Origin of the sequence: Camelimonas fluminis, from assembly GCF_014656355.1 — a bacterium.
Taxonomy (GTDB): Bacteria; Pseudomonadota; Alphaproteobacteria; order Rhizobiales; family Beijerinckiaceae; genus Camelimonas; species Camelimonas fluminis.
This window is the reverse complement of record NZ_BNCG01000004.1, coordinates 16,666-41,344: the sequence shown is the minus strand read 5'-3', so window position 1 is coordinate 41,344 and position 24,679 is coordinate 16,666. Positions and strand designations below refer to the sequence as shown.

The window sequence follows — 24,679 nt, the reverse complement described above, 5'->3', positions numbered from 1 at the left end:
GGGGGGACAACCAGCCCCACCATGCGGTCAGCGCAATCCGGCGTGGGTCAGGCGGCGGCCTGGCGGGACGCATCGCGGACGTTCAGGTCCTGCACGCCGAGGCCGTCGATGCCCAGGGTCATCCGGTCGCCAGCCTTCAGGAACAGCGGCGGCTTGCGGCCCATGCCGACGCCAGGCGGCGTGCCGGTGGCGATGACGTCGCCGGGGCGCAGGTCCATGAACTGCGAGATGTAGGAGACGACGAACGGAACCCGAAAAATCATGTTTTCGGTATTGCCAGTCTGCATGCGCTCGCCATTGAGATCGAGCCACATGGCGCGGCCGTTGGCGTCGCCAAGTTCATCACGGGTCGCCAGCCAGGGGCCGAGCGGACCGAAGGTCGGCGCGCCCTTGCCCTTCATCCAGGTGCCGCCGCGCTCGTTCTGCCAGGCGCGTTCCGAAATGTCGTTGCACAGGCAATAGCCGGCCACATGTTCGAGCGCTTCAGCCTCGCTGACGCGGGAGCACGGGGAGCCGATCACCACCGCCAGTTCAACCTCCCAGTCGGTTTTGGTCGAGCCCGGCGGGATCGTCACATCGTCATGGGGGCCGATAATGCAGGACGGCGCCTTGCTGAACAGGATTGGCTCCGCCGGCGGCGTCAGGCCAGCCTCGGCGGCGTGATCGGCGTAGTTGAGGCCAACAGCGATGAAATGCCCGACGCTCCCGACGCAAGGGCCAAGGCGCGCACCCTCAGGGGCGAGCGGCAGGGCGCTGGGGTCGAGACCACGCAGACGATCGAGGGCGGCCGGGTCGAGGGTGGGGCCGGCAATATCGGCAATGACGCCGGAGAGGTCGCGAATCGCGCCTTCACTATCCAGCAGACCGGGCTTTTCGGCGCCCGGCTCTCCAAACCGCACAAGTCTCATGGCGTTCCCGTCTCCATCCAGCAAGCCCAAGGGCGATTTGCCCTCGCCGCGCGGCCGGAGCCTGACAGGGCGCGCCACGACGGGCAAGCCGCCGGTAGCGATGCGGGGCGGTTCAGTCGTCATAAGCGGCGAACGCCGCCCGGATCTGCCCGGCGTCAGCCCCGACGCCCAGCAGCAGTTGCAGCAGCAACCGCGCTTTCAGCCCGGACAACATCCCCGCCCCGATGACGCCGCGTTGCAACAGGTCGATCTCCGACCCCGGATAGCCATAGGTGGCGCCAAACACCGGCCCGGCGCTGACCCGCGAGGCCAGAATCACCGGGATGCGCGCGGCGACCTGTGAAACCATGTCAGCCAGGGGCTCCGGCACATGGCCCGCCCCGGCGCCTTCGATCACCACGCCGGCGAATCCGAGATCCGGCGCCGCCGCCAGTAACCGGCCGTCGTCGCCAAGGCCGATGCGCAGCAGGGCCACGGCTGGCGGCGTCGCTTGCGCCGCCAGGATGGCGAGAACGTCCGCCGCTGTCCGATCCAGCAGTCCGGCAAGGGGCGGCCGCGCCACCGGGCGCAAGACAATGCGCGCCCGGCCCTCGGCGACGAAGCCGACCGGACCGAAGCCGGGGGAGCCGAAAGCGGAGGTTAGCGCCGTGTGGCCCTTCTGGACCAGCAAAGCGGCGTGGATTTCATCGTTGAGCACCACCAGCGGGCCAAGGCCATGGGCGGCCGGCGCAGCGGCGACGGTGACGGCGGCCAGCAGATTGGCCGGGCCATCCGCTCCCGCCATGGCGGGCGAACGCATCGCGCCGGTGACCACCACCGGCTTGCTGTCGGGGAGCAGCAGGCTGAGAACGAAGGCGGTTTCCTCAATGGTGTCGGTGCCCTGCACAATCACCGCGCCGTCGGCGTCGCTGCCCAGACGATCGTGCGCCAGCGCCGCCACGGCGGTGAGGTCCGCCAGGGTCAGGGATGCCGACGGCTTGCGCGCCATGGCGACCGGAATGACCTCCGCCGCCGTCCCAAGACTGGGAACCGCGGCGGCCAGGTCGGCGGCGTCCAGGGTCGGCGCGACGCCGGCGCCATCGGCGCGCGGCGTCATGGCGATTGTGCCGCCGGTGGCGACCAGCAGGACTGTGGCCCGTTTCATGTGTTGCGCCTCATGACAAAAGCGCGCCGTGGAATCACGACGCCCGGCGGAATTGGCGCACATATCATCATTCCGCCCAGCATCCGGCCCAGAAAACAGACAGAGGCGCCGCCAGAAGCGCATTTTCAGCCTTCCCAGGCGCAAAACCGCCCGCCATGATGATGACACGATCTATCCAGCGGCGCGTCAGCGGTTTCGCATGGAGCCGTCCGACGTTCCCGCTCTCGCGGGCCTGGCCAGCCCGCCTGACAAGGGAGGGAGACGCCATGACGGACGTCATTGAAGCCCCGGCCATCTTCGACGAAATGTACGGTTTCCTCCGCCGTGGCGCAGGAAACCCGGCGAGCGTGCGCGACGCTTATGTCGCCCTCGACGCCTGGCTGGGTTCTGCGCCGCCACAACTGCTGGAAACCCGGCGCAGCCAGGCCGAAATCTTCTTCCGCCGCCTGGGCATTACCTTCGCCGTGTACGGCGACGCCCAGGCCAGCGAGCGGCTGATCCCCTTCGACATCATTCCCCGCGTCCTGCAAAAGCACGAATGGGAGCAGCTCGAACGCGGCCTGCGCCAGCGGGTGCGGGCGATCAACGCCTTCCTCTCCGACATTTATGGGCGGCGGGAATGCCTGCGCGCCGGGGTGGTGCCGGAAGAACTGATCTGGCGAAATCCCGCCTATGCGCCGGAGATGGCCGGGCGCGCCGTGCCGCACGACCTGCGCGTGCAGATCGCCGGCATCGACGTGGTGCGCGTCGACGCCGATTCGTTCTATGTGCTGGAGGACAACGTGCGCACGCCCTCCGGCGTCTCCTACATGCTGGAGAACCGGGAAGCGATGATGCGCCTGTTTCCGGACCTGTTCTCCCGCAACGCCATCGCGCCGGTGGAGACCTATCCCAGCCTGTTGCTGGAGACGCTGCGCTCGGTGGCGCCGCCTGGCGCGCGCCATGATCCCACCGTGGCCCTGCTGACGCCGGGTCAGCACAATTCGGCCTTCTACGAGCACTCCTTTCTCGCCGACAAGCTGGGCATCGAACTGGTGGAGGGCTCGGATCTGATCGTCCGCGACAGCGTGCTGTACATGCGCACCACCGAGGGGCCGAAGCGCGTCGACGTGCTGTATCGCCGTCTCGACGACGATTTCATCGATCCGCTGGTGTTCCGGCCCGACTCCATCCTCGGCGTGCCGGGACTGATGGACGCCTATCTTTCCGGCAACGTCACGCTGACCAACGCGGTGGGCACCGGCATCGCCGACGACAAGGCGATCTACAGCTACATGCCGGAGATCATCCGCTTCTTCACCGGCGAAGAGCCTCTGCTGAAGAACGTTCCGACATGGCGATGCCGCGAACCGGACGCTCTCGCCCATGTGCTCGACAATCTGGAGAGCCTGGTGGTGAAGGAGGTGAATGGCTCCGGCGGCTACGGCATGCTGGTGGGGCCGCACGCCAGCGCCAGCGAGATCGAGGCCTTCCGGCGCAAGCTGATCCATGCGCCCAAGGGCTTCATCGCCCAGCCGACGCTCGCCCTCTCCACCTGCCCCACCTATGTGGAATCGGGCGTTGCCCCGCGCCACGTGGACCTGCGGCCGTTCGTGCTGTGCGGCTCCGACGAGATCCGCATCGTGCCGGGCGGGCTGACGCGGGTCGCCCTGCGGGAAGGCTCGCTGGTGGTCAACTCCAGCCAGGGCGGCGGCACCAAGGACACCTGGGTGCTGGAGCATTGAGAGCGTTTTCAGGTGGAATCCGCTTTCGTGACAACAAGCGCGCCAACCGCGCGCAAAACGCGTCCAGCCGGACGGGGGGAGCCAGAATCCGGTGCTGTCTGAACGGATCTGACGCTGTCCCTTCCTGCCGCCACGCGCCCGTTTCACTCCTGCCTGGAGCACGCCATGCTCTCCCGCACCGCCGACAGCCTCTTCTGGTCCTCCCGTTACCTGGAGCGCGCCGACTTCCAGGCCCGCATCCTTGAAACCGGGCTGCGCCTCGCCAGCCTGCCCTCCATCAATGGCCCCCGCAATGAGTGGGAAAGCGCTGTCGCCGCCTCCGGCGACATGGCCTGCTTCCACGCCCACTACGACGTCATCAGCGAGGAAACCGCCCGCGACTTCATTCTGTTCAACCGCGACAATCCCTCCTCGATCCGCAATTGCTTCGCCGTCGCCCGCGCCAACGCCCGGGCGGTGCGCACGGCCATCACCAGCGAGATGTGGGAGGCGATCAACGAAACCTGGCTGGAGCTGAAAACCATCAGCGACCGCGACATGGGGCGCGAGGAAACCCTGCGATTTCTGGAATGGGTCAAGCGGGCTCCCCGCGCCGTGGAAGGCGCGATGCACCGCTCCATGCTGCGCAACGACGCCTACTGGTTCACCCGCATCGGCGCGGCGATCGAGCGGGCCGACAACACCGCCCGCATTCTCGACGTGAAATATCATCTGCTGTTGCCCGCCAACGAGCGGATCGGCGGCAGTCTCGATTACTTCCAGTGGACCGCCATCCTGCGTCAGGTGTCGGCGCTCACCGCCTATCACTGGGTTTATCGGGAAAGCGTCCGGCCCTGGCTGGTGGCGGACCTGCTGATCCTCAACCGGCAGATGCCGCGCTCGCTCGCCGCCTGTTACGCCGATCTGGCGCAGAATCTCGACCTGATCGCCGACGCCTATGGCCAGCACGGCCCTGGCCAGCAACAGGCGGGCAACACCCTCGCCCGCCTGGAAAGCCTGCGCATCGGCGACATTTTCCAGAGCGGCCTGCACGAGTTCATCACCGATTTCATCAAAGATAACAACCGGCTTGGGAACACGCTGGCCAATCAGTATCTGCTGTCCTGACCCGAGTTGAAGGAGCGCCCCATGCGCATCCGCATCAGACACACCACCACTTATGGCTACGAACTGCCGGCGCGCCGCGTGCACCAGGCGTTGCGCTTGACGCCGCGCTCGCACGACAGCCAGCACATCATGTCCTGGCGGGTCCTCGTCGAGCCGGACGCCAGGCTGCGGCACGACGAGGACATGCTGGGCAATCATCTGCTGCGCCTGTGCGTCGAGGGGCCAACCCAGTCGATCCGCATCAGCGTGATCGGCGAGGCGCAGACCAGCGACACCCACGGCATCCTGCGCGGCGCGGCCGAGCGGTTCCCGCCAGGGCTGTTCCTGCGCGACACGCCGCTGACCGACGCCAGCGCCGAATTGCGCGCCTTCGCCCATGCGGTCGCCGGCCCTGGCCTCAAGCCGCTCGACCTGTTGCATGAGCTGATGGCGGCCGTCCACGCCCGCATCGTCTTCGACACTGACGGCACCCACGCCGCCACCACCGCCAGCGAGGCCTTCGCTCTCGGCAAGGGCGTCTGCCAGGATCTGACGCATGTGTTCATCGCCGCCTGCCGGGCGCTGGAGATACCGGCGCGCTACGTCTCCGGCTATTTCGTCCGCAACGACGGCGTGGTGGAGCAGGAGGCGGCGCACGCCTGGGCCGAGGCCCATGTTCCGGAGGTCGGCTGGATTGGCTTCGACCCGGCCAATTGCATCTGCCCGACCGACGCTCACGTCAGGGTGGCGGTGGGGCTGGATTACCACGGCGCCGCGCCGATCCGCGGCAGTCGCGCAGGCGGCGGGATGGAAAGTCTTGACGTGGCGCTTCACGTCGCGCAGGCCTCGCGGCAGACCCAGTCCTGAGTCACATTTGCGGGGAGTCTCCCTCCCGGCGCGGGAATGGGCGAGCCGGAGAGTTCCCCGATGACCTATTGCGTCGGACTGCTTGTCCAGAGCGGCGTCGTGATGATCGCCGACACGCGCACCAACGCCGGCATCGACAATGTGTCGACCTTCCGCAAGCTGCATCTGTTCGGGGCCGGGGGCGAACGGGCCATCGCCATCGCCTGCGCCGGCAACCTATCGATCTCCCAATCGGTGATCGCCATGGTCTCCGAGGGCGTGGTCAATCCGGAAACCGGCGAGACCGAACGCATCGAGGACATGCCGAGCATGTTCCGGGCGGCGCAGCTTGTCGGCTTCGCCGTGCGGCGCATGCGCAAGGAGCTGGGCGAGGCGCTGGAGGAAGCCGGCTTGCCGTTCGACGTCGCTTTCCTGCTCGCCGGGCAGATCGCCGGCCGTGAAATGCGCATGTACATGGTCTACGCCGCCGGCAATTTCATCGAATGCGGCCGTGACAGCCCATTTTTCCAGATCGGCGAGCACAAATACGGCAAGCCGATCCTCGACCGCTCGGTGCAGTGGGACACGACGCTCAACGACGCCATCAAGCTGGGCCTGCTGTCCATGGACTCGACGCTGCGCTCCAACCTCGGCGTCGGCCTGCCGCTCGACATCGCCGTGATCCCGCGCGACGCGCTGGAGATCACCGTGAGCCGCCGCATCGAGAATGGCGATCCATATTTTCGCGACCTCAGTGACCGCTGGTCGGCGGCGCTACGCGCTGCGCACATGGATATCCCGTCGCCGCCGTGGGGCGTGGGCGACTGAAGGCCCTGGCCGAACAAAAGATCAGGCGACAGGGCGACGGGGCCGTGAGCGGACGCCGCCATGGGCTGCTGGCGCCGCCAGCGGGGCATTTTTCCAGGGCGACGCGCCCTGTCCAGCCTTTGGGCGCCCCCCGCGCCCACCCCGTCATGGCCGGGCTTGCCCCGGCCATCCACGAAAGCGGCGCTACGGCGAGCGCGAGGGCTGGACCTGCGGCGCAAGGCGTGGATGCCCCCGACAGGCCTGGGCATCACAATGGCGGCGGAGATGGCCGGCGGAGGGCGCGGTCAGCGCGCGCTCGCCGGCTCCGGGGGCAACGCGCCGCTGGCCGCGACGCGCGCCTCGCGAAAGCCTCAAACCAGTTCGGCGTAGCCGTTGTTGATCACCACCACGTCGCGTTCCTGCACGCGAGCGCGGAACGACGCCGAACCGTTTTCACCGCGCCAGATCTCCGTGACGATGGTTTCACCCGGATAGACCGGCGAGGTGAAGCGCACGTCCATGCGGCGCAGGGAATCCGGATTGGAATTGCCCACCGCCTGGAGCAGCGCCCGACCGACGACGCCATAGGTGCACAGGCCGTGTAGGATCGGGGCCTTGAAGCCAGCGCCCGTCGCCACCTTCGGATCGGCGTGCAGCGGGTTGTAGTCGCCGGAGAGGCGATAGATCAGCGCCGCCTGCGGCAGCGTCGGCAGAGCCAGGGTGACGTCCGGAGCACGATCCGGGATCTGGTGCGGCGTCGGCGTCGGGCCGGACTTGCCGCCAAAGCCGCCATCGCCGCGCAGGAAGCTGGAGCCGGTCACCCGGCACAGCAGCTCGCCGGTGGCCTTGTCGATAATGTCGCGATCGGAATACAGGATCGCGCCCTTGCCCGGCCCCTTGTCGATGATGTTGGTGACGCGGGTGCGGCCAATCACCGTGCCCGAGGCCGGCAGCGGCTTGAACACCTGCAGCCCCTGCTCGCCGTGCAGCACCTTCGTCCAGTCAACGCCCGTGCCCGGATCTTTCAGCCAGAACCCCGGGTAACCCAGCACCACCGCCATGGTGGGCAGCGCCCGCAGACCATCCTCGTAAACGAAGCGGAGCTGGCTCTCGTCCAGCGGGTCGGAGCCGACGCCGAGGCCGAGGGCGTACAGGATTGTGTCGCGCTCGGCATAGGTATGCTCCAGATCCTTGAACGGCCAGTTCATGAGGTGGTCCGCGTCAATGGCCATCTGCGTTTCCTTGTCTCGTTTCTGGTTGGGGCAAGCCTGAAGGCTGTCGCAGGCAACTTGTCATAGGGCTCCGCGTCCCGCAATCTGCGAAAATGGTTTTTGCAGATTTGCGCAGGCGCGGTTAGAGCGTGCTGCGAGCAGGCGGCAGGCCCGCCCGATATTTCCTGTTTTGCGGCGCCGCGCTCCATCTTCGCCTGGCCCGCGCCCTGACGCCGGAGCGCTGTCATGTCCGACGCCAACCAGTCCCCCACGCCTTCCGTCGACGACGCCGGGGAGGCGGATGACGGGACGGAAACCACGGGGGGGCGCTCTGCGGCGGCCGGCCGCAAACCGCCGGCCCGCGCCGCCAGCCGGCGGCCGCGCGGCGGCGACGGCGCCGACAGCGGCCGGCTGTTCGTCACCGCCCTCGCCCGCGGCCTTGACGTGCTGTCGGCGTTCCGCGCCCCGGACGGGCCGCTGGGCAATCAGGAGCTGGCGGAGCGCACAGGTCTGCCCAAGCCCACGGTTTCACGCATCACCCACACGTTGATGGAGCTGGGCTATCTCAGCTACAATCCGCGCCTGGCCAACTACGAGCTGGGCGGGCGCACGCTGAAGCTCGCCTTCACCGCGCTGGAGCGGCTCGACATCCGTCGCATCGCCCGGCCGCTTATGCAGGAACTGGCCAACAATGGCGACATGAACATCTCGCTGACGCTACGCGAGCGTCTGTCGGTGATCTGCATCGAAACCTGCGAAGGCCCGGCGCTGATTGGCCTGCGGCTGCCGGTGGGCGCGCGCATGCCGATCGCCACTACCTCCAGCGGCAAGGCCTGGCTGGCCGGAGCGACGCCGGAAGAGCGCGTTTCCGTGCTGGATGAGCTGAAGCGCCAGAAGCCGGCGGACTACCCAAGGCTGCGCGAGGCGGTGCAGGCCGCCGTCGCCGAGGTGCGCGAGAAGGGCTTCTGCACGTCGATCGGCGAATGGCAGCGCGACATTAACGGCGCCGGCACGCCGATCATCCTGCCGAACGGCCGGGGCGTCTATGCGCTGGGTCTTGGCGGCCCGGCCTACCTGTTGGGCGAACAGGACATCAACGACCGTTACGGCCCGATGCTGGCGCGCACCGCCCGGGCCATCGCTGATCAGCTGGGCGGCGTCATTCACCCGCCAGAGTGAAAACAGGGCAAACGGAAATGCAGGGCGGGCATCCGCCAGCTTGCGCCCTTTGCCGCCTCACGCGCCCGCTCTCTTGAGCGCCTGCTACTCCGCCCTCTTGCGCCTCCCCTTGCGTCCCCCCTTGCCAGAGCCGCTCCGCCGTTGCAGCTTCCCCGCGATATTGCGCGAAACGCGCCAACGACAGGGAAGCGACCATGACCATCTATCCGGACGACCCGGCCCGCTGGATTCTGCCCGAGGTCACGGCGTTTCAGGCGCGGCAGCGGCCGGAGAAGACCTTCGTGCGCATGGTCGACGGCGACGCCATGAGCTTCGCCGACGCCCACGCGGCCGGGGAACTGGTCGCCGGATTCCTGCACCATCTCGGCGTCGATCCCGGCGACAGGGTCGCCGTGCTGGCCCGCAACAGCCTTGACCTGATCCGCGCCTGGCTGGGCCTCGGCCGGCTGGGCGCCGCTTTCGTGGTGCTGAACACCGAGCTGAAAGGCGCCTTCCTCGAACATCAGCTGGTCAATTGCGAAGCTGGCGTCGCCATCGTTGGCGCCGATCTGTTGCCGGTGCTGCTGGAGATCGCGCCGCGCCTGCCAAAACTTGAGACCGTGATCATCGCCGATCCGGACAGCGCCGGAGGGCCGGCCGATCTGGCCGACGCCCGCTGGCGCGTCATCGATTTCGCCGGCTGGCGCGACGCCGAACGCTGGCAGGGGCCAACGCCGCGCGCTCACGACATCGCCGCGGTCATGTACACCTCCGGCACCACCGGGCCGGCCAAGGGCGTGCTGATGCCGCACGCCCACTGCTTCCTCTACGGCTACGGCGCCGCCGACAATCTCGCGGTGACGGCGGACGACGTCTATTACATCGTGCTGCCGCTGTTTCACGCCAACGGCCTGCTGATGCAGCTCTACTGCTGCCTGATCACCGGCGCGACCGCCGTGGTGCGCCGCCGGTTCAGCGCCACGGCCTGGCTGGACGACGTGCGCCGCCATGGCGCCACCATCACCAATTCTCTGGGGGTGGTCAGCGCCTTCGTCGTCGATACGCCGCCACACCCGGACGACCGGGACCACCAATTGCGGCTGATCCTGTGCGCGCCGAACCCGGCCGAGCATGTTCCGGTCTGGCACGAGCGTTTCGGCGTGCCGGCGGTCAGCTCCGGCTTCGGCATGACCGAGAACAACATTATCTCCTGGGGCGGCGCGACCGATTCAAAGCCCGGCTCGGCGGGCAAACCCTATGCGCGCTTCTTTGAGGTGAGCATCCGCGATCCCGAAACCGACGCGGAGCTGGGCCCGGGCCAGACCGGCGAGATCACCAGCCGGCCGAAGCTGCCCTGGACCATGATGGCCGGCTATCTCGGCCTGCCGGACAAGACCATGGAGGCGTGGCGCAATCTGTGGTTCCACACAGGCGACGCCGGCTACATCGATCATGAAGGCAACCTGTTCTTCGTCGACCGCATCAAGGACTGCATCCGCCGGCGCGGCGAAAACATCTCGTCGTGGGAGGTGGAGCAGGCGGTGCTGCGGCTGGACGGCGTCGCCGAGGTAGCCGCCTATGCCGTGGCGGCGGACATGGCCGGCGGCGAGGACGAGGTGATGCTGGCCGTGGTTCCCGCCCCCGGCGCCCGGCTGACGCCGCAGCAGATCGCCGCCCACACCGACGGCGAAGTGCCCCGTTTCGCCCGCCCCCGCTTCATCGACATCGTCGACGCGCTGCCAAAGACGCCGACCGAAAAGGTGCGCAAGACCGAACTGCGCCAGACAGGCGTGTCAGCGGGAACGTGGGACCGGGAGAAAGGTTGAGACCGAAACCCTGTCAGCTTGACACATCGCGTTTCGTTGACGGGCCTCTGGCGAGGCTGCGGCGGCGCGAAGACAATCCCGCAAGGATATGCATTGCGCCAATCCGGGTTTGGCAGGTCGCGGATGTGTGAGCATGTTCGCAATCTGTTGTGAGGGCGCGCCAGGGAGTGATTTACGGCAGCAAAAAACGCTGGCGTCTGGCGCGGCTCTCGCCAAAGAACTGATCATTCACTGGCTGGCCGGGTTTTAACACAAGCAATACCCGGCCCGTGTTTTCAGCGCTCCCTTCCGAACGCCAGCGTTGCAGAAATTGCGCCCGCACAAGACGCACATTGCCCCAGGCCGGATCAGCCAGCGCATAGACCTCGCCAGATGGATGGACTCCGCGCTGAACGACAAAATGCCCGCCGCGCCTTTCGTCCATGAACAGTATTACCGGCGCGCGCAGCCGCTCCAGGGCGCCAATATCAACCGAAAGCGCCGCGCTGCGAAAACCAAAGGCCGCGGCGGCGTTCGCCAGGTCTGTCAACGAATAGTCCGCGTTCAGACCAAAGACCCGGAGAACATCCCGTTCCGTGACATTTGCCCCATGGTAATGCGTCAGCAACGTCGCCAGAGCCGCCGCGCCACATGACATATCGAGCGACTGGCGCGCGACGCCCTCATTGCGGATGCTGTTCCAGGAGTGGGAACGGCGCCACGACGTCTCGGCGCCAGCGTGCGCTGCATTGGCCGCGCCATGGAGGAGCATGATCGCAGCAAATGACCATACGCATCCTCGCTCCACGAAACATTGGGCAATCATACGCATGAATCCATAAATTTTTTAAATATTAAATTCCAATTTGCCGCACAAATATATAAAATATAAACAAATCACTCGGAAAATTCAAAATAAAAACATGACGACCAGAACAACAGAGGAATCATTACTCCATCGAGTTCGACACACTGCCGATCCACCATTGAAGATACAAAGGCATAAATACGATTTTGTTCATATAAACCGCAAATCATGAGTAAATTTTACGGATCTGCATCACGCCACCATCAGGCTGGGCGTCCGTAACGGATAGATTTTCCCATACACATCAAAGCCTCTCTCTTGCGCAACTCTACCTGCGAACAGAAAGCATGATCAGCACGGAGGGCAGGTATTTGCGGCGCGCAACCTTACCCTCCGCAACCCATTTGTCATCTATCGCGGCGACGTAAATACATACATAAAAAGAACATACCAAACGACACTACACACCCGCCAATAGCGTAAACTGGAACAAATTTTTGCCAAGGCAGATCAGAAAACAACACAGCCGATAGACAAAAACTAAAGAACCAGCCGCATCCAATGCTGATTCCAAACCCAATGCACGCTTTACAGGTGCGCATCATGGCCGCTACCAAGCCGGGCCGGGATGGCGCAAACCATAGCTCGTCCCAATGCCCCCGAAGCCGGCTCCCAGATTCGCCCCCCAAAAACCACCCGCGCACGCGCCCCAGGACGCCGCCCCGGCCCCACCTCCAAATGTTGCCAGAACGCCACCGCCTACGCCCGCGCCCGCGCCCGCGCCCGCGCCCGCCAGGCTCCCAGCCGTAGGGAAAGCCATAACCACAAAAGCCAGAACACCAGAATAAACAAGCTTCATACTCAAATCCATTTTCATATCTATAAAATACTTCTAAACGCCGTAAGATATTATGTAAATATATATATCGCACTTAAATTTGTGAATATTATAGCATGTAACCCATATGCCGTACTCAATACTATTGCTGGCAATATCATCATCTTCGTGCATTGCTGAACCCGTCACGAATATCCTCGACATGCCGCTATTCGAAATTGGCGGCATGGAGCCCAAGGTCGGCGGCTATAGCCTGCGTCTGGGCGCTGATTATCTTGCAGTGCACCGAAGCACCGGCATGGCCGGCGTTGTCTATGATCCGACCTCGGGCTTCATCCATGTCGCGCGTCTGGCGACCGGCTGGATGACCTGTCCGGCAATGTCGCCCTGCGAACCCGACTGACACCGGCGATCGGCCTCTCGGCTGAGAATTCCGGCAACGCAACACGCGAAACCTCCACCTCCCCGGTGGGAGACGCCCGCAGCCACCAGCGTTGGCATAGGCGGCGCGATTATCAGCATGGATTTCAAAAAGCCATTTGTCGGCAACCGGCTGCTCGGAACAGCCTTCCTGTCTGTGGGCGCGCAGCCTGATGGCCGCAGCCAGCCAAAGACCGGCAACTTCGCCGCCGCCGGCGTTGGGGCATGGTGGACGAGCGATCCGGTCGCGCTCGGTCTGTCGGTAACCTGGAGCGGCCTGCATGATACAGCAGCAAGCGACCGGGGCGCATATTTCAGACAAACCATAGCTGTCAGCCCAACGATCGCCTTCTCCGTCAATCCGGATATGACGTTGTTCTGGGGCGCGAGCGCCGAGGCCGACATGACGCCGGCCCGCTGCCAGCCGCCATCCCATGCATCAAGCGTCCGGAGCACCCTTAATTTCGGAATGAACTACGCCATCAGCGATAACACGGCCCTGAATGTAACGGTCAACGCCGGCATCGGCGGCCACAATACATCGGGGTTGCGTTTTGCCATGTCACACAGGCTTTAAAGCCCCTCCTCCACCCAACGAGCCCAAAAACGATTGAGCCGGCAAGACCATGGCGTTCCCCGGCAGTCAACGCGGCCAGGAACACACGAATGAGCGCTTGCCGGCCGCCGTTTGCGGCATGATGCTCTTTGGCTACGCTGCTCCAGGAAAAACATGATGGCGCCGCCTCCCGGCCGGCCTGGCCATTGTCGCCGCGGGCATCGCGGTGGCGCTGGCCAACAGCATTCCGGGCATGAGCCGGCCGAAGCTGTTCGGCTGAATTGCGGTCGAAGTCCACACGCTCGCGTTATCACACATAACGGTGAATGGCGCATTTTACTGGTGATACCTACAACCATGTCGCGCAAAGCAAATAATGCGCAACAACACACGCGCCGGACGCTACGGCAGTGGGAGGATGGCATGGTCACGGACATCGTCGCGCCAACCCAGGACCAGCTCAATGGTCTGGTCCAGTCGTATCTCGCCAATCAGCCGACCGGCCTTGGCTTCGTCATCGGCTATGCGGCCGAAGGCTTCAGCAATATCTTTTTCGCCGGAAATCTCGCCAATCAGGCGGGGCAGTCGCTGGCGCTCAATGGCGGGACGCCGTTTGAACTGGCCTCGGTCAGCAAGACATTCACCGCAACGCTCTATGCCTTGCAGATGCAGGGGCAGTCGAACCAGAACCTGACGCTCGGCGACTTCCCGCTCGGCATCGGCGCACAGTTCTCCGACATCCCGATCACCAGCCTGGTCACCTACAGTTCCGGCCTGCCGCAGGACAACCAGACCGCCGCGTATGACAGCCCACCCTATCTGCCCATGCCCTACGGCGTGCCGGGCATGCTGGGCTATCTTGCCTCCACGTCAATGACGCCCAAACCGCCGAATGAGCGCTATACCTATTCAAATCTCGGCTTCGGCATCATGGGCGGCGCACTGGCGCCCCTGCTGGCCGGGAATGGCCAGAACTTCCAGCAACTGATGACCGAAAACGTTTTCAGCCCGCTCGATATCTACGCCATCTTTTTTGACAATATCAGGTTGAACAGGCTGCCCGTCGGTTATGAATATTCCGGCTCCACTCCCAGCCCCGCCCAGCCAGGCTGGGAGCTGTTCCCCGCCTACAACGGCGCCGGCGGCGTCGTGGCGACGCCCAATGACATGATGCAATGGCTGAAATTCAATATGGGCCTCATCACCAACGATACGCTGACGCCACTGTTGCCTGCCCTGCAAAGCCCCGCCACCCCGGCCAAAACCCCCTGGGGCGACAACCTCGGCCTCGGCTGGTTCCTGACGCCCGCTGGCAACGCCGACTTCCCCACGGTCTGGAAGGACGGCGGATTGCAGGGCTTCAACAGCTACATCGCGCTGTTGCCAAGCGACGCGCCGGGGCAGCAGGCCTCCGCCGCCGGATGCTTCGTACTCACCAATTCGGACGGACTTTACGGTGGCGCGGGCAATAACACCGAAATCACCGCCGCCATCGCCAATGACGTGCTCTATTACATGCAGGGCCTGACGCCCCCGGCGGACAAGGTGAGCTATCCGCGCTCCACTCCGACACGGCCGCTCCCCCGGTAAAACGCCCTGAATGAAGCCTGCGTCACCCGGCGCCCCCCACCGCTTTGGCCCGGCGTATCCTGCATGCTGTCCGCCAGCTTTCCTCACGAAACGTGCGGCCCAATTCCCAAAGGGCCGCTCGCACGCAGTTGGGTTTTGGCGTCCCGCCAGGGCAATGGTGGTTCCGTACAGGCGCAACATGCTCTAACACCCGCGCGACGGGTTGGGCGAAATCGGGTCGAACCGGAACCCGCCCAGTCTCCAGATCTGATGCATGTCCGGGTGGCGCGATCTTCCGCCGGGCCTGGACATGCTTTTGCGCGCGCAGGGTTTCCATGATTCGTCTCGACAATATCAGCAAGCAGAACGGCGAGCGGTTGCTCTATGTGGAGGCCTCCGCCGCGCTGAACCGGGGCGAGCGCATTGGACTGGTGGGTCCCAACGGCGCCGGCAAGACCACGCTGTTTCGCATGGTCACCGGCGAGGAGCCGCCGGACGAGGGCGCGGTGGCGGTCGATCGCGGCGTCTCCATCGGCTATTTCAACCAGGACGTGGGCGAGATGGCTGGCCGCAGCGCTGTGGCCGAGGTGATGGACGGAGCCGGACCGGTCAGCGAGGTCGCCGCCGAGATGCGCGAACTGGAGGCCGCCATGGCCGATCTGGACCGGGCTGACGACATGGACGCCATTATCGAGCGCTACGGCGAGGTTCAGGGCCGCTTCGAGGAACTGGACGGCTACGCCCTCGACGCCCGCGCCCGCGAGGTGCTCGCCGGCCTGAGCTTCACCCAGGAGATGATGGACGGCGATGTCGGCAATCTCTCGGGCGGCTGGAAGATGCGCGTCGCCCTGGCCCGCATTCTGCTGATGAACCCGGACGTGATGCTGCTCGACGAACCGAGCAACCACCTGGACCTGGAAAGCCTGATCTGGCTGGAGGGCTTCCTGCGGAACTTCGAGGGGGCGCTGCTGATGACCTCGCATGACCGCGAGTTCATGAACCGCATCGTCAACAAGATCATCGAGATCGACGGCGGCGCGCTCACCTCCTATTCCGGCGACTACGAATTCTACGAACAGCAGCGGGGGCTGAAGGAAAAGCAGCAGCAGGCGCAGTTTGAACGCCAGCAGGCCATGCTGGCCAAGGAGATCAAGTTCATTGAGCGCTTCAAGGCGCGCGCCTCGCACGCCGCCCAGGTGCAGAGCCGGGTGAAGAAGCTCGACAAGATCGAGCGCGTCGAACCACCATTGCGTCGCCAGACGGTGCGCTTCGAATTCCCTCCGGCGCCGCGCTCGGGCGAAGAAGTGGCGTCGCTGAAGGGCGTCGACAAGGCTTACGGAGCGCGTCGCATCTATGACAAGCTCGACTTCGTCGTCCGCCGCAAGGAGCGCTGGTGCGTGCTCGGCGTCAACGGCGCCGGCAAGTCCACCCTGCTGAAGCTCGTCGCCGGCGCCTCGGAGCCTGACGCCGGCCAGGCCGCGATCGGCAGCGCCGTGAAGATGGGTTATTTCGCCCAGCACGCCATGGACGTGCTGGACGGCGAGCGCACCGTGTTCGAGACGCTGGAGGACGCTTTCCCGCACGCAGGCCAGGGCTCGTTGCGCACGCTGGCCGGCTGTTTTGGCTTTTCCGGCGGCGACGTGGAGAAGAAATGCCGCGTGCTGTCCGGCGGCGAGAAGGCGCGGCTGGCCATGGCGCGGATGCTCTACGATCCGCCGAATTTCCTGGTGCTGGACGAGCCGACCAACCACCTCGACCTCGCCACCAAGGAAATGCTGATCGAAGCGCTGGCGGACTATGAAGGCGCCATGCTGATCGTCTCGCACGACCGACGCTTCCTCGCCGCCCTCTCCAACCGGGTGCTGGAGGTGACGCCGGAGGGCGTGCATCAGTATGGCGGCGGCTACACGGAATATGTCGCCGCCACCGGTCAGGAAGCGCCCGGCCTGCACGCCGGATAGGGCGGGTTCCGATCAGCCGGAAACGGCTGATCGACCGGAATTTGCTCAAACCATGCGGATGCAGGGCGCTCCCGGGCCCCGCAATTGCGCCGGATCAACCGGTCAGGGCATTGTCCGTGAACCGGCTTTTGCCCGAACGGCAGCGGCCTGACCGGCGCAAGCCGCCTCTCCGCTTCATCGCCTGGCGCCCGCGCTCAATAACCACGCGGCGGCAACCCTGCCAGACGCTCGCGTTCGCGGCGGGTTGCATTGTCTTGGGCCCAGAACTGGGCCATCTTGTCCCGCTCGCCCTGATCACGCGCCATGCTGGTCTGCATCATGCAATTGGCGTAGCCCTCGCTGCCGCTGGCAAACCCATAGCCGCTGCACCGCGCGCTGTCCTGGGCCCGCTGCTGCTCCGGCGAAACACATGCGGCGAGGCCGCAACAGGCGATGGCGCTCACAATAGCCAGACAGGACAGTTTCATCGCGCAACCTTCCCCAAGGCGCCCTCTCTGGGGCGGCGGATGATCATTCCACATGAATACCGGTATTCGCAGACAATTTCGGAATAGAGATAGCCATCAAACCGGTCGCGTCCGGTCGCCAGACGGATAGCTGGGGAAGCGCCTGAGCCTCTTTCGGCTCAGGCGCCGGGACCGGAGAGTCTGGCTCAGAGCTTGCAGCCGCCCTGGTCCAGCGGGCGGATGATGTCAGAGGCCTTGAGACGGGTCTTGATGTCGTAGTAGTCCCACGGCCCCTTGCTGTCCGCCGGCTTCTTCACCTCCGCGAGGAACAGGTCGTTCATCAGGCGGCCATCCTTTCGGACCTTCGCCCCTTCCGCGAACATGTCATTGACGGGGAGCGACTTGATGGTTTCGGCGACTTTGGCGCCATCATCGGTTCCCGCCGCCTGAACGGCGCGCAGATAGGCCAGAACCGCGCTGTAAACGCCGGCATGGACATGGTCCGCTGGAACGCCGCCCGACAGCTTCCGGAAGCGCTTGTCAAAGGCGCGGGTATCGTCGTTCCGGTCCCAGTAGAAGCCGGTGACGATGCGCAGCCCCTGCGCGGTCTGCAGACCCAGACTATGAACGTTGGGAAGATAGAAGGTCGTGGCGGCAAGGTTCTGGCCGCGACCATGCACGTCGAATTCCGCCGCCTGCTTGATGGCGTTGACCGTATCCGGGCCGGCGTTGGCCAGCGCGATAATATTGGCTTTCGACGCCTGCGCCTGCAATACGAACGACGAAAAATCGGACGCATTGAGCGGGTGCCGGACTGAGCCAACCACCTGTCCGCCCGTATCCGCGACAATTTTCTTGAGCTGGGCTTCCATGGAATGCCCGAAAGCATAGTCCACGGCAAGAATAAACCAGGTCTTGCCGCCGACTGCGACGTTACCCTTCGCCAGCGCCTGGGCGATGGCATAGGTGTCGTACAGCCACATGAAGCCCGTCGGCGAACAGTCCTGCCCGAAAATCCGGTCCGTCGCCGAACCAACGTGCATGACGACCTTGCCGCGTTCGCGGGCCAGCGACTGCACCGCCAGCGACACAGCTGAACTGCCGATGTCGGCGATCATGTCGACGCCGTCGCTGTCATACCACTTGCGCGCCACCGCCGAACCAAGATCGGCCTTGGTCTGGTGATCGCCGACCACCAGCTCGATCTTCGCGCCGTGAACTGTCGGGCCAAAGTCCTCGATGGCGAGACGGGCGGCGTAGACAGAACCCGGCCCGGTGACTTCAGCGCCAGGGCCGTACTGGTCGTTCATGACGCCGATCTTCACGACGTCGTTGGATATCGACGCAGCGCGACCGGCGCCCGATCCCATAATTCCCGCGATCGCGAGACAGGTCGCGGCGAGCAGCCGCCTTTTCCTCCTGGCCATGTTCCCCCTCCTTGTTATCTACCGGAAAGACTATTTATGACCGAACGGTAATATACCAGATAACCGGCTGTCAATTCAGCAAGAACGCTCAGGGGGATCATTGCGCTGCGCAGCCTTGCGCCGCAGGCGGCGGCCAGGATGCATGCCCCCCTGGAGCGATCCGGCGCGGGCTCTGCGCGCCCGTTCAGTTGGCGTCAGCAACCGGGGTCAGGGCTGGAAAGCTTTTGCCAATCGCCAGCCAGAATCGGAACGCCATGCGCGGAGGGCCGTGCGCTTTGGAAAATTATCCAGCCAAGCTGCCGTATATTTCTGTGCTCATGAAGCAAAACTGGAATTGAACGTGCGCATCAACCCGATACGACGGACGTTTGTCCTGGCCCTTACACTGGCCATGTCCGCTGCTCTGGCGTCTGGACTGGCTGCGACGACGCAACAGGCTGACCCGCCATACAAAGACCTGAAGCTTGGATTTGTGCCTGGCCCCTATGAGGATACATTCCGCAAGGGCGTCGCGCCGATCCTGGAGCGGCAGGGTTACCGCGTGAAATATGTCAGCTTCAGCTCGGGACTGGAGGCCAACAACGCGGTTTTCACTGGCGACATCGACGCCAACATCATGCAGCATTCGGTGTTTCTGGAGGCGTATAATCAGCGCCAGAAAACCGACCTCGCCGGCATCGTTCACGTGCCCACCCCGCCCATGGGCTTGTATTCGCGCACCTACAAAGCCGCCGCCGATGTCAAATCCGGCGCGCGGGTGGCGGTTCCGAATGACCCCGTGAACCTGGAGCGGGCGCTGAAAATCCTGCGTGATCTTGGCTGGATCGAACTGAAACCGGCCGCCAATCCGATTGACGTCACGGAGCTTGACGTCACCAGCAACAGCAAGCGCGTGAAGATCACGCCGCTGGAATCGGCCCAGGCGCCGCGCGCCCTGGAGGACGTGGAGCTGGCCGCTGTCCAGGGCAACTTCGCCATCTACAGCGGCCTGAAGCTGACCGACGCCCTGGCGCTCGAAAAGATGACGCTGCCGTACGTCAATGTGGTTGCCGTGAAGAAGAAAAATGCCGATGCGCCCTGGGCCCGGGATATCGCGGCGGCCTACAAGTCACGGGAATTCCAGAAAACCATCCGCGACGACCGCTTTTACGATGGCTTTCGCCTGCCGGACTATTTCGACTGACGCCGACGACCGGCGTCGGAAAACGTCAGGCGCCGCCGAAATGCGCGCCAGTTCAATGACGCGGCGCCAACAGCCAGCTGGCGCGCCTCACGCCGCCGGAACGGGGACACAGGCTCAATCGCGATGCAGCACCGTATTGCCGCCAGCGCCCTCAATCTGGTCGATGACCAGCAGTTTGACAGCGTCCTCGCCAATATTGCGGGCATGATGCCACTGGTCGATCATTTCGATGACGACATCGCCCGTTCTGTAGGTCGTGCTGGCTCCTGTTGCGGTATTGGTCACTTCCAGCGTCCCGCCCTGCACCACCGCATAGCGCGCGAACGGGTGCTTGTGGACCGGCAGCCTGGCTCCTGGCGCGATGTCATAGGTGGAGACGAGAACCCGCACGTCCTTCCGCGGCAACCCGATCGGCTGGCCGGATGCGGTTTCGGTCTTCTCAGCCAGCGGTTTGACGGTGACGGCTTCCAGCGCCAGAACCGATGACGACGCCAGCAGGCAGGCCGCCGCGGCGCTCGCCAGACACGTTTTGAACCCGATCATTCATGCCCCCCGGCAAACCAGAACGCTGGACGATCTCACCGCGTTGTTTCACTGACAAGCTGTCCATAAATGCAGAAATCCGGCGCCGGATTTTGCAAAAGAAAAGGCGGCCCTGGGGCCGCCTTTCGCATTCAGTCCAGACGAAAGCCTCAGCCCTCGTAACGGCCGACGATCGAGATCGAGCAGACGTTCTGGTGCGGGAAGCCGCCGAGGTTGTGGGTCATGCCGATGCGCGGGGTTTCCTGGCGCTGGCGCTCGCCGGCGCGGCCGAGCATCTGCAGATACATCTCGTAGATCATCCGCAGGCCCGAGGCGCCGATGGGGTGGCCGAAGCACTTCAGGCCGCCATCGATCTGGCACGGCAACTGGCCGTCGGCGTCGTAGAAGCCGTCGAGAATGTCGCGGATGGCCCCGCCTTCCGGCGACAGGTACAGGTCTTCCATGGTCACCAGTTCGGTGATCGAGAAGCAGTCGTGCACCTCGACCAGGCTGACCTCGTCGCGCGGCTTCTCGATGCCGGCTTCCGCATAGGCGCGCTTGGCGGCGATGCGGGTGGTGGCGAAGTAGCTGCCGTCCCAGGAGTTGTGCTGCGCTTCCGAGCCGTTGGACACGGCCAGCTGCAAAGCCTTGACGGTGATCAGGTCGGTCTTGCCGAGGCTGCGGGCGATCTCCGGCGTGGTGACGATGGCGCAGGCCGAACCGTCGGACACGCCGCAGCAGTCGAACAGACCCAGCGGCTCGGCGATCATCGGCGCCTTGAGCACGGTGTCGATGTCGATCTTGTTGCGCAGGTGCGCCTTCGGGTTCTTCGCGCCATTGTCATGGCTCTTGACCGAGACGTGCGCCATGGCGCGTTTCAGATCTTCCGGCGAGGCGCCGTGCTTGGCCCGGTAGGCCGCGGCGAGCTGGGCGAAGGAGCCGGGCGCCGACAGGTTCGGCCAGGTCATGTTGTTGACCGTGCCGCGCCCGCGCTGCGGCAGGCCGCCGTAGCCCGTGTCCTTCAGCTTCTCGACGCCGAGCGCCAGCGCGATGTCCGCCGCGCCGGAGGCCACGGCGTAGACCGCGCCGCGGAACGCCTCGGTGCCCGAGGCGCAGAAGTTCTCAACGCGGGTCACCGGGATGAACGGCAGGCGCAGGGCGACGGCGAGCGGCACAGCCGACTTGCCGACGTGCTGCTCCTCAATGCCGGTGCCAAGCCAGGCGGCGTCGATCTGCTTCGTTTCGATGCCCGCGTCGGACAGCGCCTCGACATAGGCCTCGACCATCAGGTCCTCGGCGTTCATGTCCCAGCGCTCGCCGAACTTCGAGCAACCCATGCCCAGAATGGCGACCTTGTCGCGAATGCCCTTGGCCATGATCAGTTTCCTCCTGCGGCGACGGGCGCCGCTTTCCAGAAGTATCGGCGGAAGCCGCGCTGGTTATCAATGTCTTTCACACGGAACATCATGCGCATGTTGCGCCCGACCTCGAGGTCTTTCTCGTCGACGTCGGTGAAGTCCATCATCCAGCGGCCGCCTTCTTCGAACTGGATCATACCGTAGCAGGCCGGCGGATCAGGCGAATAGGTCAGGCGGTCGGCGGTGTAGGAGTTGACCCGGCCGGTCTTGTCGGCGAAGGGCTCCGGCTTCTGGGTGTCGACGGCGCCGCAGTTCGGGTTCACGCAGATGCGGCTGATCGGATATTGCAGCGTGCCGCACTTCTCGCATTTGCCGCCCGTGAAGCTGGTGACCGCGCCGCGGTTGCGCCACATGGCCGACAGGGCCGTGAGCTTGTCCGCCTCGGAGCGCATGCCGCGCTCAATCTCCACCACGTCGTTGAAAGCGAGGAACTTGTTGTAATTGGTCTCCTCGCGGCGACGGGCCAGATGGCCGGAGACGCCGAGGCGACCGGTCTTCTTTTCATTGGCCGGCGTCACCTCGAACACCATGACGTCGACGCCCTGGCCGAAACCGACCACCAGGATGCGCTCGCCGGGCTTCGCCTGCTCCAGGGCGTGCACCAGCATCACCAGCGCGTGGGCCGCGCCAGTGTCGCCGCAAACGGCCGAGAGATTGTCGCGCACGGCGGCGTCAGGAACGCCGGCTTTTTTCGCCATGGCGTTAGCCAGCTTGGGCAGCACGGCGGGCATGACGAAATGGTTGACGTCGGCGGGGGTGAGGCCAGCCTTGTCGAGCGCCGCCTTGATGGCTGGCGGCACGATGGTCATGTAGCCGGCGTCGCGGATCCAGCGCTCTTCCCAACCATAGTCCGTGCCGGAATCGATGGTGCGGAAGTGGTCGACGAAATCGGCCGAGCGGGTGGAGGAGGCCAGCAGCTTCGCCACGGGTTCGCCTTCGCCAATCAGCAGCGCGGCGGCGCCGTCGCCAGTCTGCATCTCCAGCGGGCTGGCGGCGTTGGAATCGCGCTTCTCGGCGGCGGCGACCAGGGTCTGGCCACGGCTGTTCAGCGCCTGCAACAGCGCCGTGGTGCCGGCCCGCTGGGTGCCCGAAATGTCGTTGGAGGCGGTGCTCTCGTCGAGACTGAGAGCGCCCGTCACCACGCCGGCGTTAAGGCGGTCGAGGAAGGGAAAGGTGGTGGAGGCCAGCGTGACGGCGGTGACGCCGTCGCGATCATGGCCAACCAGCGCGTCGCGGGCGGCTTCGACGGCCATGGTCACCGGGTCCTCGTCCCAGTTGGCCATGGCGCGCTCGCCCTTGCCGAGCCCCTTCAGGGCGGCGTTGAACCAGGAGTTGGCGTCCGCAATGACCTTGCGCTGCAGGCGCAGGCGCGGAACGTAAGCTCCGTAAGACAGAATTCCGAATGACATGGCGTCTCCTGTCGCGTCATGCACGCCGACGGGCGACGCCCATGACCTGAATTTGTATTGGCGCGCCGGGCGGCGGGGTCCGGCGCGCGTCATGTTTCTGGCGGCCCCAGGCAGGGGGCGCGCCACGTTGGCGACGCGTTTTCTTACCGAAAAGTGGCTCCCACTTTTCTTGAAAACGCCATGGGATCAGACCGGATCCCAGCCGAAGATGTCGGCGGAGCGGTCGAGCGGGTAGAACGACGACTTCAGCGCCGGCAGGGCGTGCTCGGCCAGCGACTGGGGGGTCCAGCCTTCCGAACGCTGCATGCCGCGCAGCGGGCGCGACTGGCCCATCAGGAACACTTCGTTCATGCGCACGGCGAAGATCTGGCCGGTGACGTCCTTGGCGAGCTGGTCGCTGGCCAGGAACACGGCGAGCGGCGCGATCTTCTCCGGGCCCATCTGCTTCATGCGCTCGACGCGCTGGCGCTCGGCCTCAGTCTCCGCCGGAATGGTGCCGATCAGACGGCTCCAGGCGAACGGCGACACGCAATTGGAGCGCACGTTGTAGCGCGCCATGTCGAGGGCGATCGACTTGGACAGGCCAACGATGCCGAGCTTGGCGGCGGCGTAGTTGGACTGGCCGAAGTTGCCGATCAGGCCCGAGGTCGAGGTGAAGTGAACGAAATTGCCGCTGTTCTGCTGGCGGAAATACTGGGCGGCGGCGCGCGAGGTGTAGAACGAGCCGAGCAGGTGCACCTTGATGACCGACTCAAAGTCGTGGACGCTCATCTTGTGGAAGATGCGGTCGCGCAGGATGCCGGCGTTGTTGATCACCGAGTCGATGCGGCCCCACTTGTCGACAGCGTCCTGCACCATCTTCTCGGCTTCGCCAGGCTCGGCGACCGAACCGCCGTTGACGATGGCCTCGCCGCCGGCGGAGCGAATGATGTCGACGACTTCATTGGCCGGGCCCGCGTCGGCGCCTTCGCCTTCGGGATCGCCGCCGAGGTCGTTCACCACAACCTTCGCGCCCTCTTTCGCCGCCAGAATGGCGATCTCACGGCCAATGCCGCGACCGGCGCCCGTAACCAGGACGACCTTACCGTCAAGACAACCCATGAGCGCTTCTCCTCGTGAATGCTGATGACCTTCGCCGGACATGCGTCCCAAAACGTTGGCGCCCCAAACACATGGGCGCCGGAACGCATGCAGGCGTGAACAGGGGCGCTTCTGCGCCACGCTGGACATTCATTGGCATGGGAGAAAGAAGCAAGTCAACGTATGCGAAATCGAGTTTCGCAATTACGCAGCGCATGGCTCCGCCGCGGCGGCTCCGTCAGCGAAACCTCCCCGCCCTCCCGCCTCCAGGCCTTGTGCTTCGCCGCGCCCCGATCTCCCGGTTCACGGAGGCGACGGCGCCGGGAAGCGGTGTTGTGCGAGCCTTCAGGACC

At 64.9% G+C, this 24,679-nt stretch carries 21 protein-coding genes; 11 read left to right on the top strand and 10 right to left on the bottom strand.

Annotation, left to right across the window (positions count from 1 at the left end; all coding sequences use genetic code 11):
* Positions 1 to 47 precede the first annotated feature (47 nt).
* A complete protein-coding gene (locus tag IE243_RS07305) occupies positions 48 to 908 on the bottom strand; it encodes a fumarylacetoacetate hydrolase family protein (RefSeq protein ID WP_191318707.1) in 861 nt (286 codons plus the stop codon).
* Positions 909 to 1,020: 112 nt separating this feature from the next.
* Positions 1,021 to 2,052 (bottom strand): asparaginase, encoded by a 1,032-nt coding sequence (locus IE243_RS07300; RefSeq protein ID WP_191318706.1) that lies wholly within the window; start codon positions 2,050 to 2,052, stop codon positions 1,021 to 1,023.
* 266 nt (positions 2,053 to 2,318) lie between these two features.
* Here IE243_RS07300 and IE243_RS07295 point away from each other — a divergent pair, with 266 nt between their 5' ends.
* The 4 genes from IE243_RS07295 to IE243_RS07280 all read left to right on the top strand — a co-directional run bounded on the left by IE243_RS07295 (position 2,319) and on the right by IE243_RS07280 (position 6,536).
* Positions 2,319 to 3,776: a circularly permuted type 2 ATP-grasp protein gene (locus tag IE243_RS07295; protein ID WP_191318705.1), complete on the top strand. Its 1,458-nt coding sequence runs from the start codon at positions 2,319 to 2,321 to the stop codon at positions 3,774 to 3,776.
* Between the two features lie 165 nt (positions 3,777 to 3,941).
* Positions 3,942 to 4,883, top strand: coding sequence for an alpha-E domain-containing protein (locus IE243_RS07290; RefSeq protein ID WP_191318704.1), 942 nt, complete (start codon positions 3,942 to 3,944; stop codon positions 4,881 to 4,883).
* A 21-nt stretch (positions 4,884 to 4,904) separates the two neighbouring features.
* Positions 4,905 to 5,729: a transglutaminase family protein gene (locus IE243_RS07285; RefSeq protein WP_191318703.1), complete on the top strand. Its 825-nt coding sequence runs from the start codon at positions 4,905 to 4,907 to the stop codon at positions 5,727 to 5,729.
* 60 nt (positions 5,730 to 5,789) lie between these two features.
* The gene (locus IE243_RS07280) at positions 5,790 to 6,536 is read left to right on the top strand and encodes a proteasome-type protease (RefSeq protein WP_191318885.1); all 747 of its coding nucleotides are present in this window, start codon (positions 5,790 to 5,792) and stop codon (positions 6,534 to 6,536) included.
* 350 nt (positions 6,537 to 6,886) lie between these two features.
* Here the strand turns inward: IE243_RS07280 and IE243_RS07275 are convergent, their stop codons facing one another.
* Entirely contained in the window at positions 6,887 to 7,747 is an 861-nt protein-coding gene (locus IE243_RS07275; protein ID WP_191318702.1) for a MaoC/PaaZ C-terminal domain-containing protein, read from the bottom strand.
* Positions 7,748 to 7,972: 225 nt separating this feature from the next.
* Here IE243_RS07275 and IE243_RS07270 point away from each other — a divergent pair, with 225 nt between their 5' ends.
* Together IE243_RS07270 and IE243_RS07265 are read left to right on the top strand one after the other, a co-directional pair.
* Entirely contained in the window at positions 7,973 to 8,905 is a 933-nt protein-coding gene (locus IE243_RS07270; protein WP_191318701.1) for an IclR family transcriptional regulator, read from the top strand.
* 194 nt (positions 8,906 to 9,099) lie between these two features.
* Positions 9,100 to 10,710, top strand: coding sequence for an AMP-binding protein (locus IE243_RS07265; RefSeq protein ID WP_191318700.1), 1,611 nt, complete (start codon positions 9,100 to 9,102; stop codon positions 10,708 to 10,710).
* A 172-nt stretch (positions 10,711 to 10,882) separates the two neighbouring features.
* On the opposite strand, the gene IE243_RS07260 is transcribed toward IE243_RS07265, so the two are convergent.
* The gene (locus tag IE243_RS07260) at positions 10,883 to 11,461 is read right to left on the bottom strand and encodes a C39 family peptidase (RefSeq protein WP_191318699.1); all 579 of its coding nucleotides are present in this window, start codon (positions 11,459 to 11,461) and stop codon (positions 10,883 to 10,885) included.
* A 1,076-nt stretch (positions 11,462 to 12,537) separates the two neighbouring features.
* On the opposite strand from IE243_RS07260, the gene IE243_RS07255 reads away from it, so the two are divergent.
* The 4 genes from IE243_RS07255 (at position 12,538) to IE243_RS07240 (ending at position 16,841) form a co-directional block, all read left to right on the top strand.
* A complete protein-coding gene (locus IE243_RS07255) occupies positions 12,538 to 12,738 on the top strand; it encodes a hypothetical protein (protein WP_191318698.1) in 201 nt (66 codons plus the stop codon).
* 117 nt (positions 12,739 to 12,855) lie between these two features.
* Positions 12,856 to 13,332, top strand: a complete 477-nt coding sequence (locus tag IE243_RS07250; RefSeq protein ID WP_191318697.1) for a hypothetical protein — start codon at positions 12,856 to 12,858, stop codon at positions 13,330 to 13,332.
* Positions 13,333 to 13,734: 402 nt separating this feature from the next.
* On the top strand, positions 13,735 to 14,901 hold the full coding sequence (locus tag IE243_RS07245; RefSeq protein WP_191318696.1) for a serine hydrolase domain-containing protein: 1,167 nt from the start codon (positions 13,735 to 13,737) through the stop codon (positions 14,899 to 14,901).
* A gap of 314 nt (positions 14,902 to 15,215) precedes the next feature.
* Entirely contained in the window at positions 15,216 to 16,841 is a 1,626-nt protein-coding gene (locus IE243_RS07240; protein ID WP_191318695.1) for an ABC-F family ATP-binding cassette domain-containing protein, read from the top strand.
* 194 nt (positions 16,842 to 17,035) lie between these two features.
* On the opposite strand, the gene IE243_RS07235 is transcribed toward IE243_RS07240, so the two are convergent.
* Positions 17,036 to 17,308: a hypothetical protein gene (locus IE243_RS07235; RefSeq protein ID WP_191318694.1), complete on the bottom strand. Its 273-nt coding sequence runs from the start codon at positions 17,306 to 17,308 to the stop codon at positions 17,036 to 17,038.
* 185 nt (positions 17,309 to 17,493) lie between these two features.
* The gene (locus IE243_RS07230; protein WP_191318693.1) at positions 17,494 to 18,714 is read right to left on the bottom strand and encodes an ABC transporter substrate-binding protein; all 1,221 of its coding nucleotides are present in this window, start codon (positions 18,712 to 18,714) and stop codon (positions 17,494 to 17,496) included.
* A gap of 346 nt (positions 18,715 to 19,060) precedes the next feature.
* On the opposite strand from IE243_RS07230, the gene IE243_RS07225 reads away from it, so the two are divergent.
* Positions 19,061 to 19,897, top strand: a complete 837-nt coding sequence (locus IE243_RS07225; protein ID WP_373301618.1) for a MetQ/NlpA family ABC transporter substrate-binding protein — start codon at positions 19,061 to 19,063, stop codon at positions 19,895 to 19,897.
* Positions 19,898 to 20,011: 114 nt separating this feature from the next.
* Here IE243_RS07225 and IE243_RS07220 read toward each other — a convergent pair whose 3' ends face one another.
* The 4 genes from IE243_RS07220 to IE243_RS07205 all read right to left on the bottom strand — a co-directional run bounded on the left by IE243_RS07220 (position 20,012) and on the right by IE243_RS07205 (position 24,347).
* Complete coding sequence (locus IE243_RS07220; RefSeq protein WP_191318692.1) at positions 20,012 to 20,440, bottom strand: cupin domain-containing protein; 429 nt, start codon at positions 20,438 to 20,440, stop codon at positions 20,012 to 20,014.
* Between the two features lie 149 nt (positions 20,441 to 20,589).
* Positions 20,590 to 21,795, bottom strand: a complete 1,206-nt coding sequence (locus IE243_RS07215; RefSeq protein ID WP_191318691.1) for an acetyl-CoA acetyltransferase — start codon at positions 21,793 to 21,795, stop codon at positions 20,590 to 20,592.
* Between the two features lie 2 nt (positions 21,796 to 21,797).
* On the bottom strand, positions 21,798 to 23,246 hold the full coding sequence (locus tag IE243_RS07210; RefSeq protein WP_191318690.1) for a hydroxymethylglutaryl-CoA synthase family protein: 1,449 nt from the start codon (positions 23,244 to 23,246) through the stop codon (positions 21,798 to 21,800).
* A 186-nt stretch (positions 23,247 to 23,432) separates the two neighbouring features.
* Positions 23,433 to 24,347, bottom strand: a complete 915-nt coding sequence (locus IE243_RS07205; protein WP_191318689.1) for an SDR family NAD(P)-dependent oxidoreductase — start codon at positions 24,345 to 24,347, stop codon at positions 23,433 to 23,435.
* Between the last annotated feature and the right edge of the window lie 332 nt (positions 24,348 to 24,679).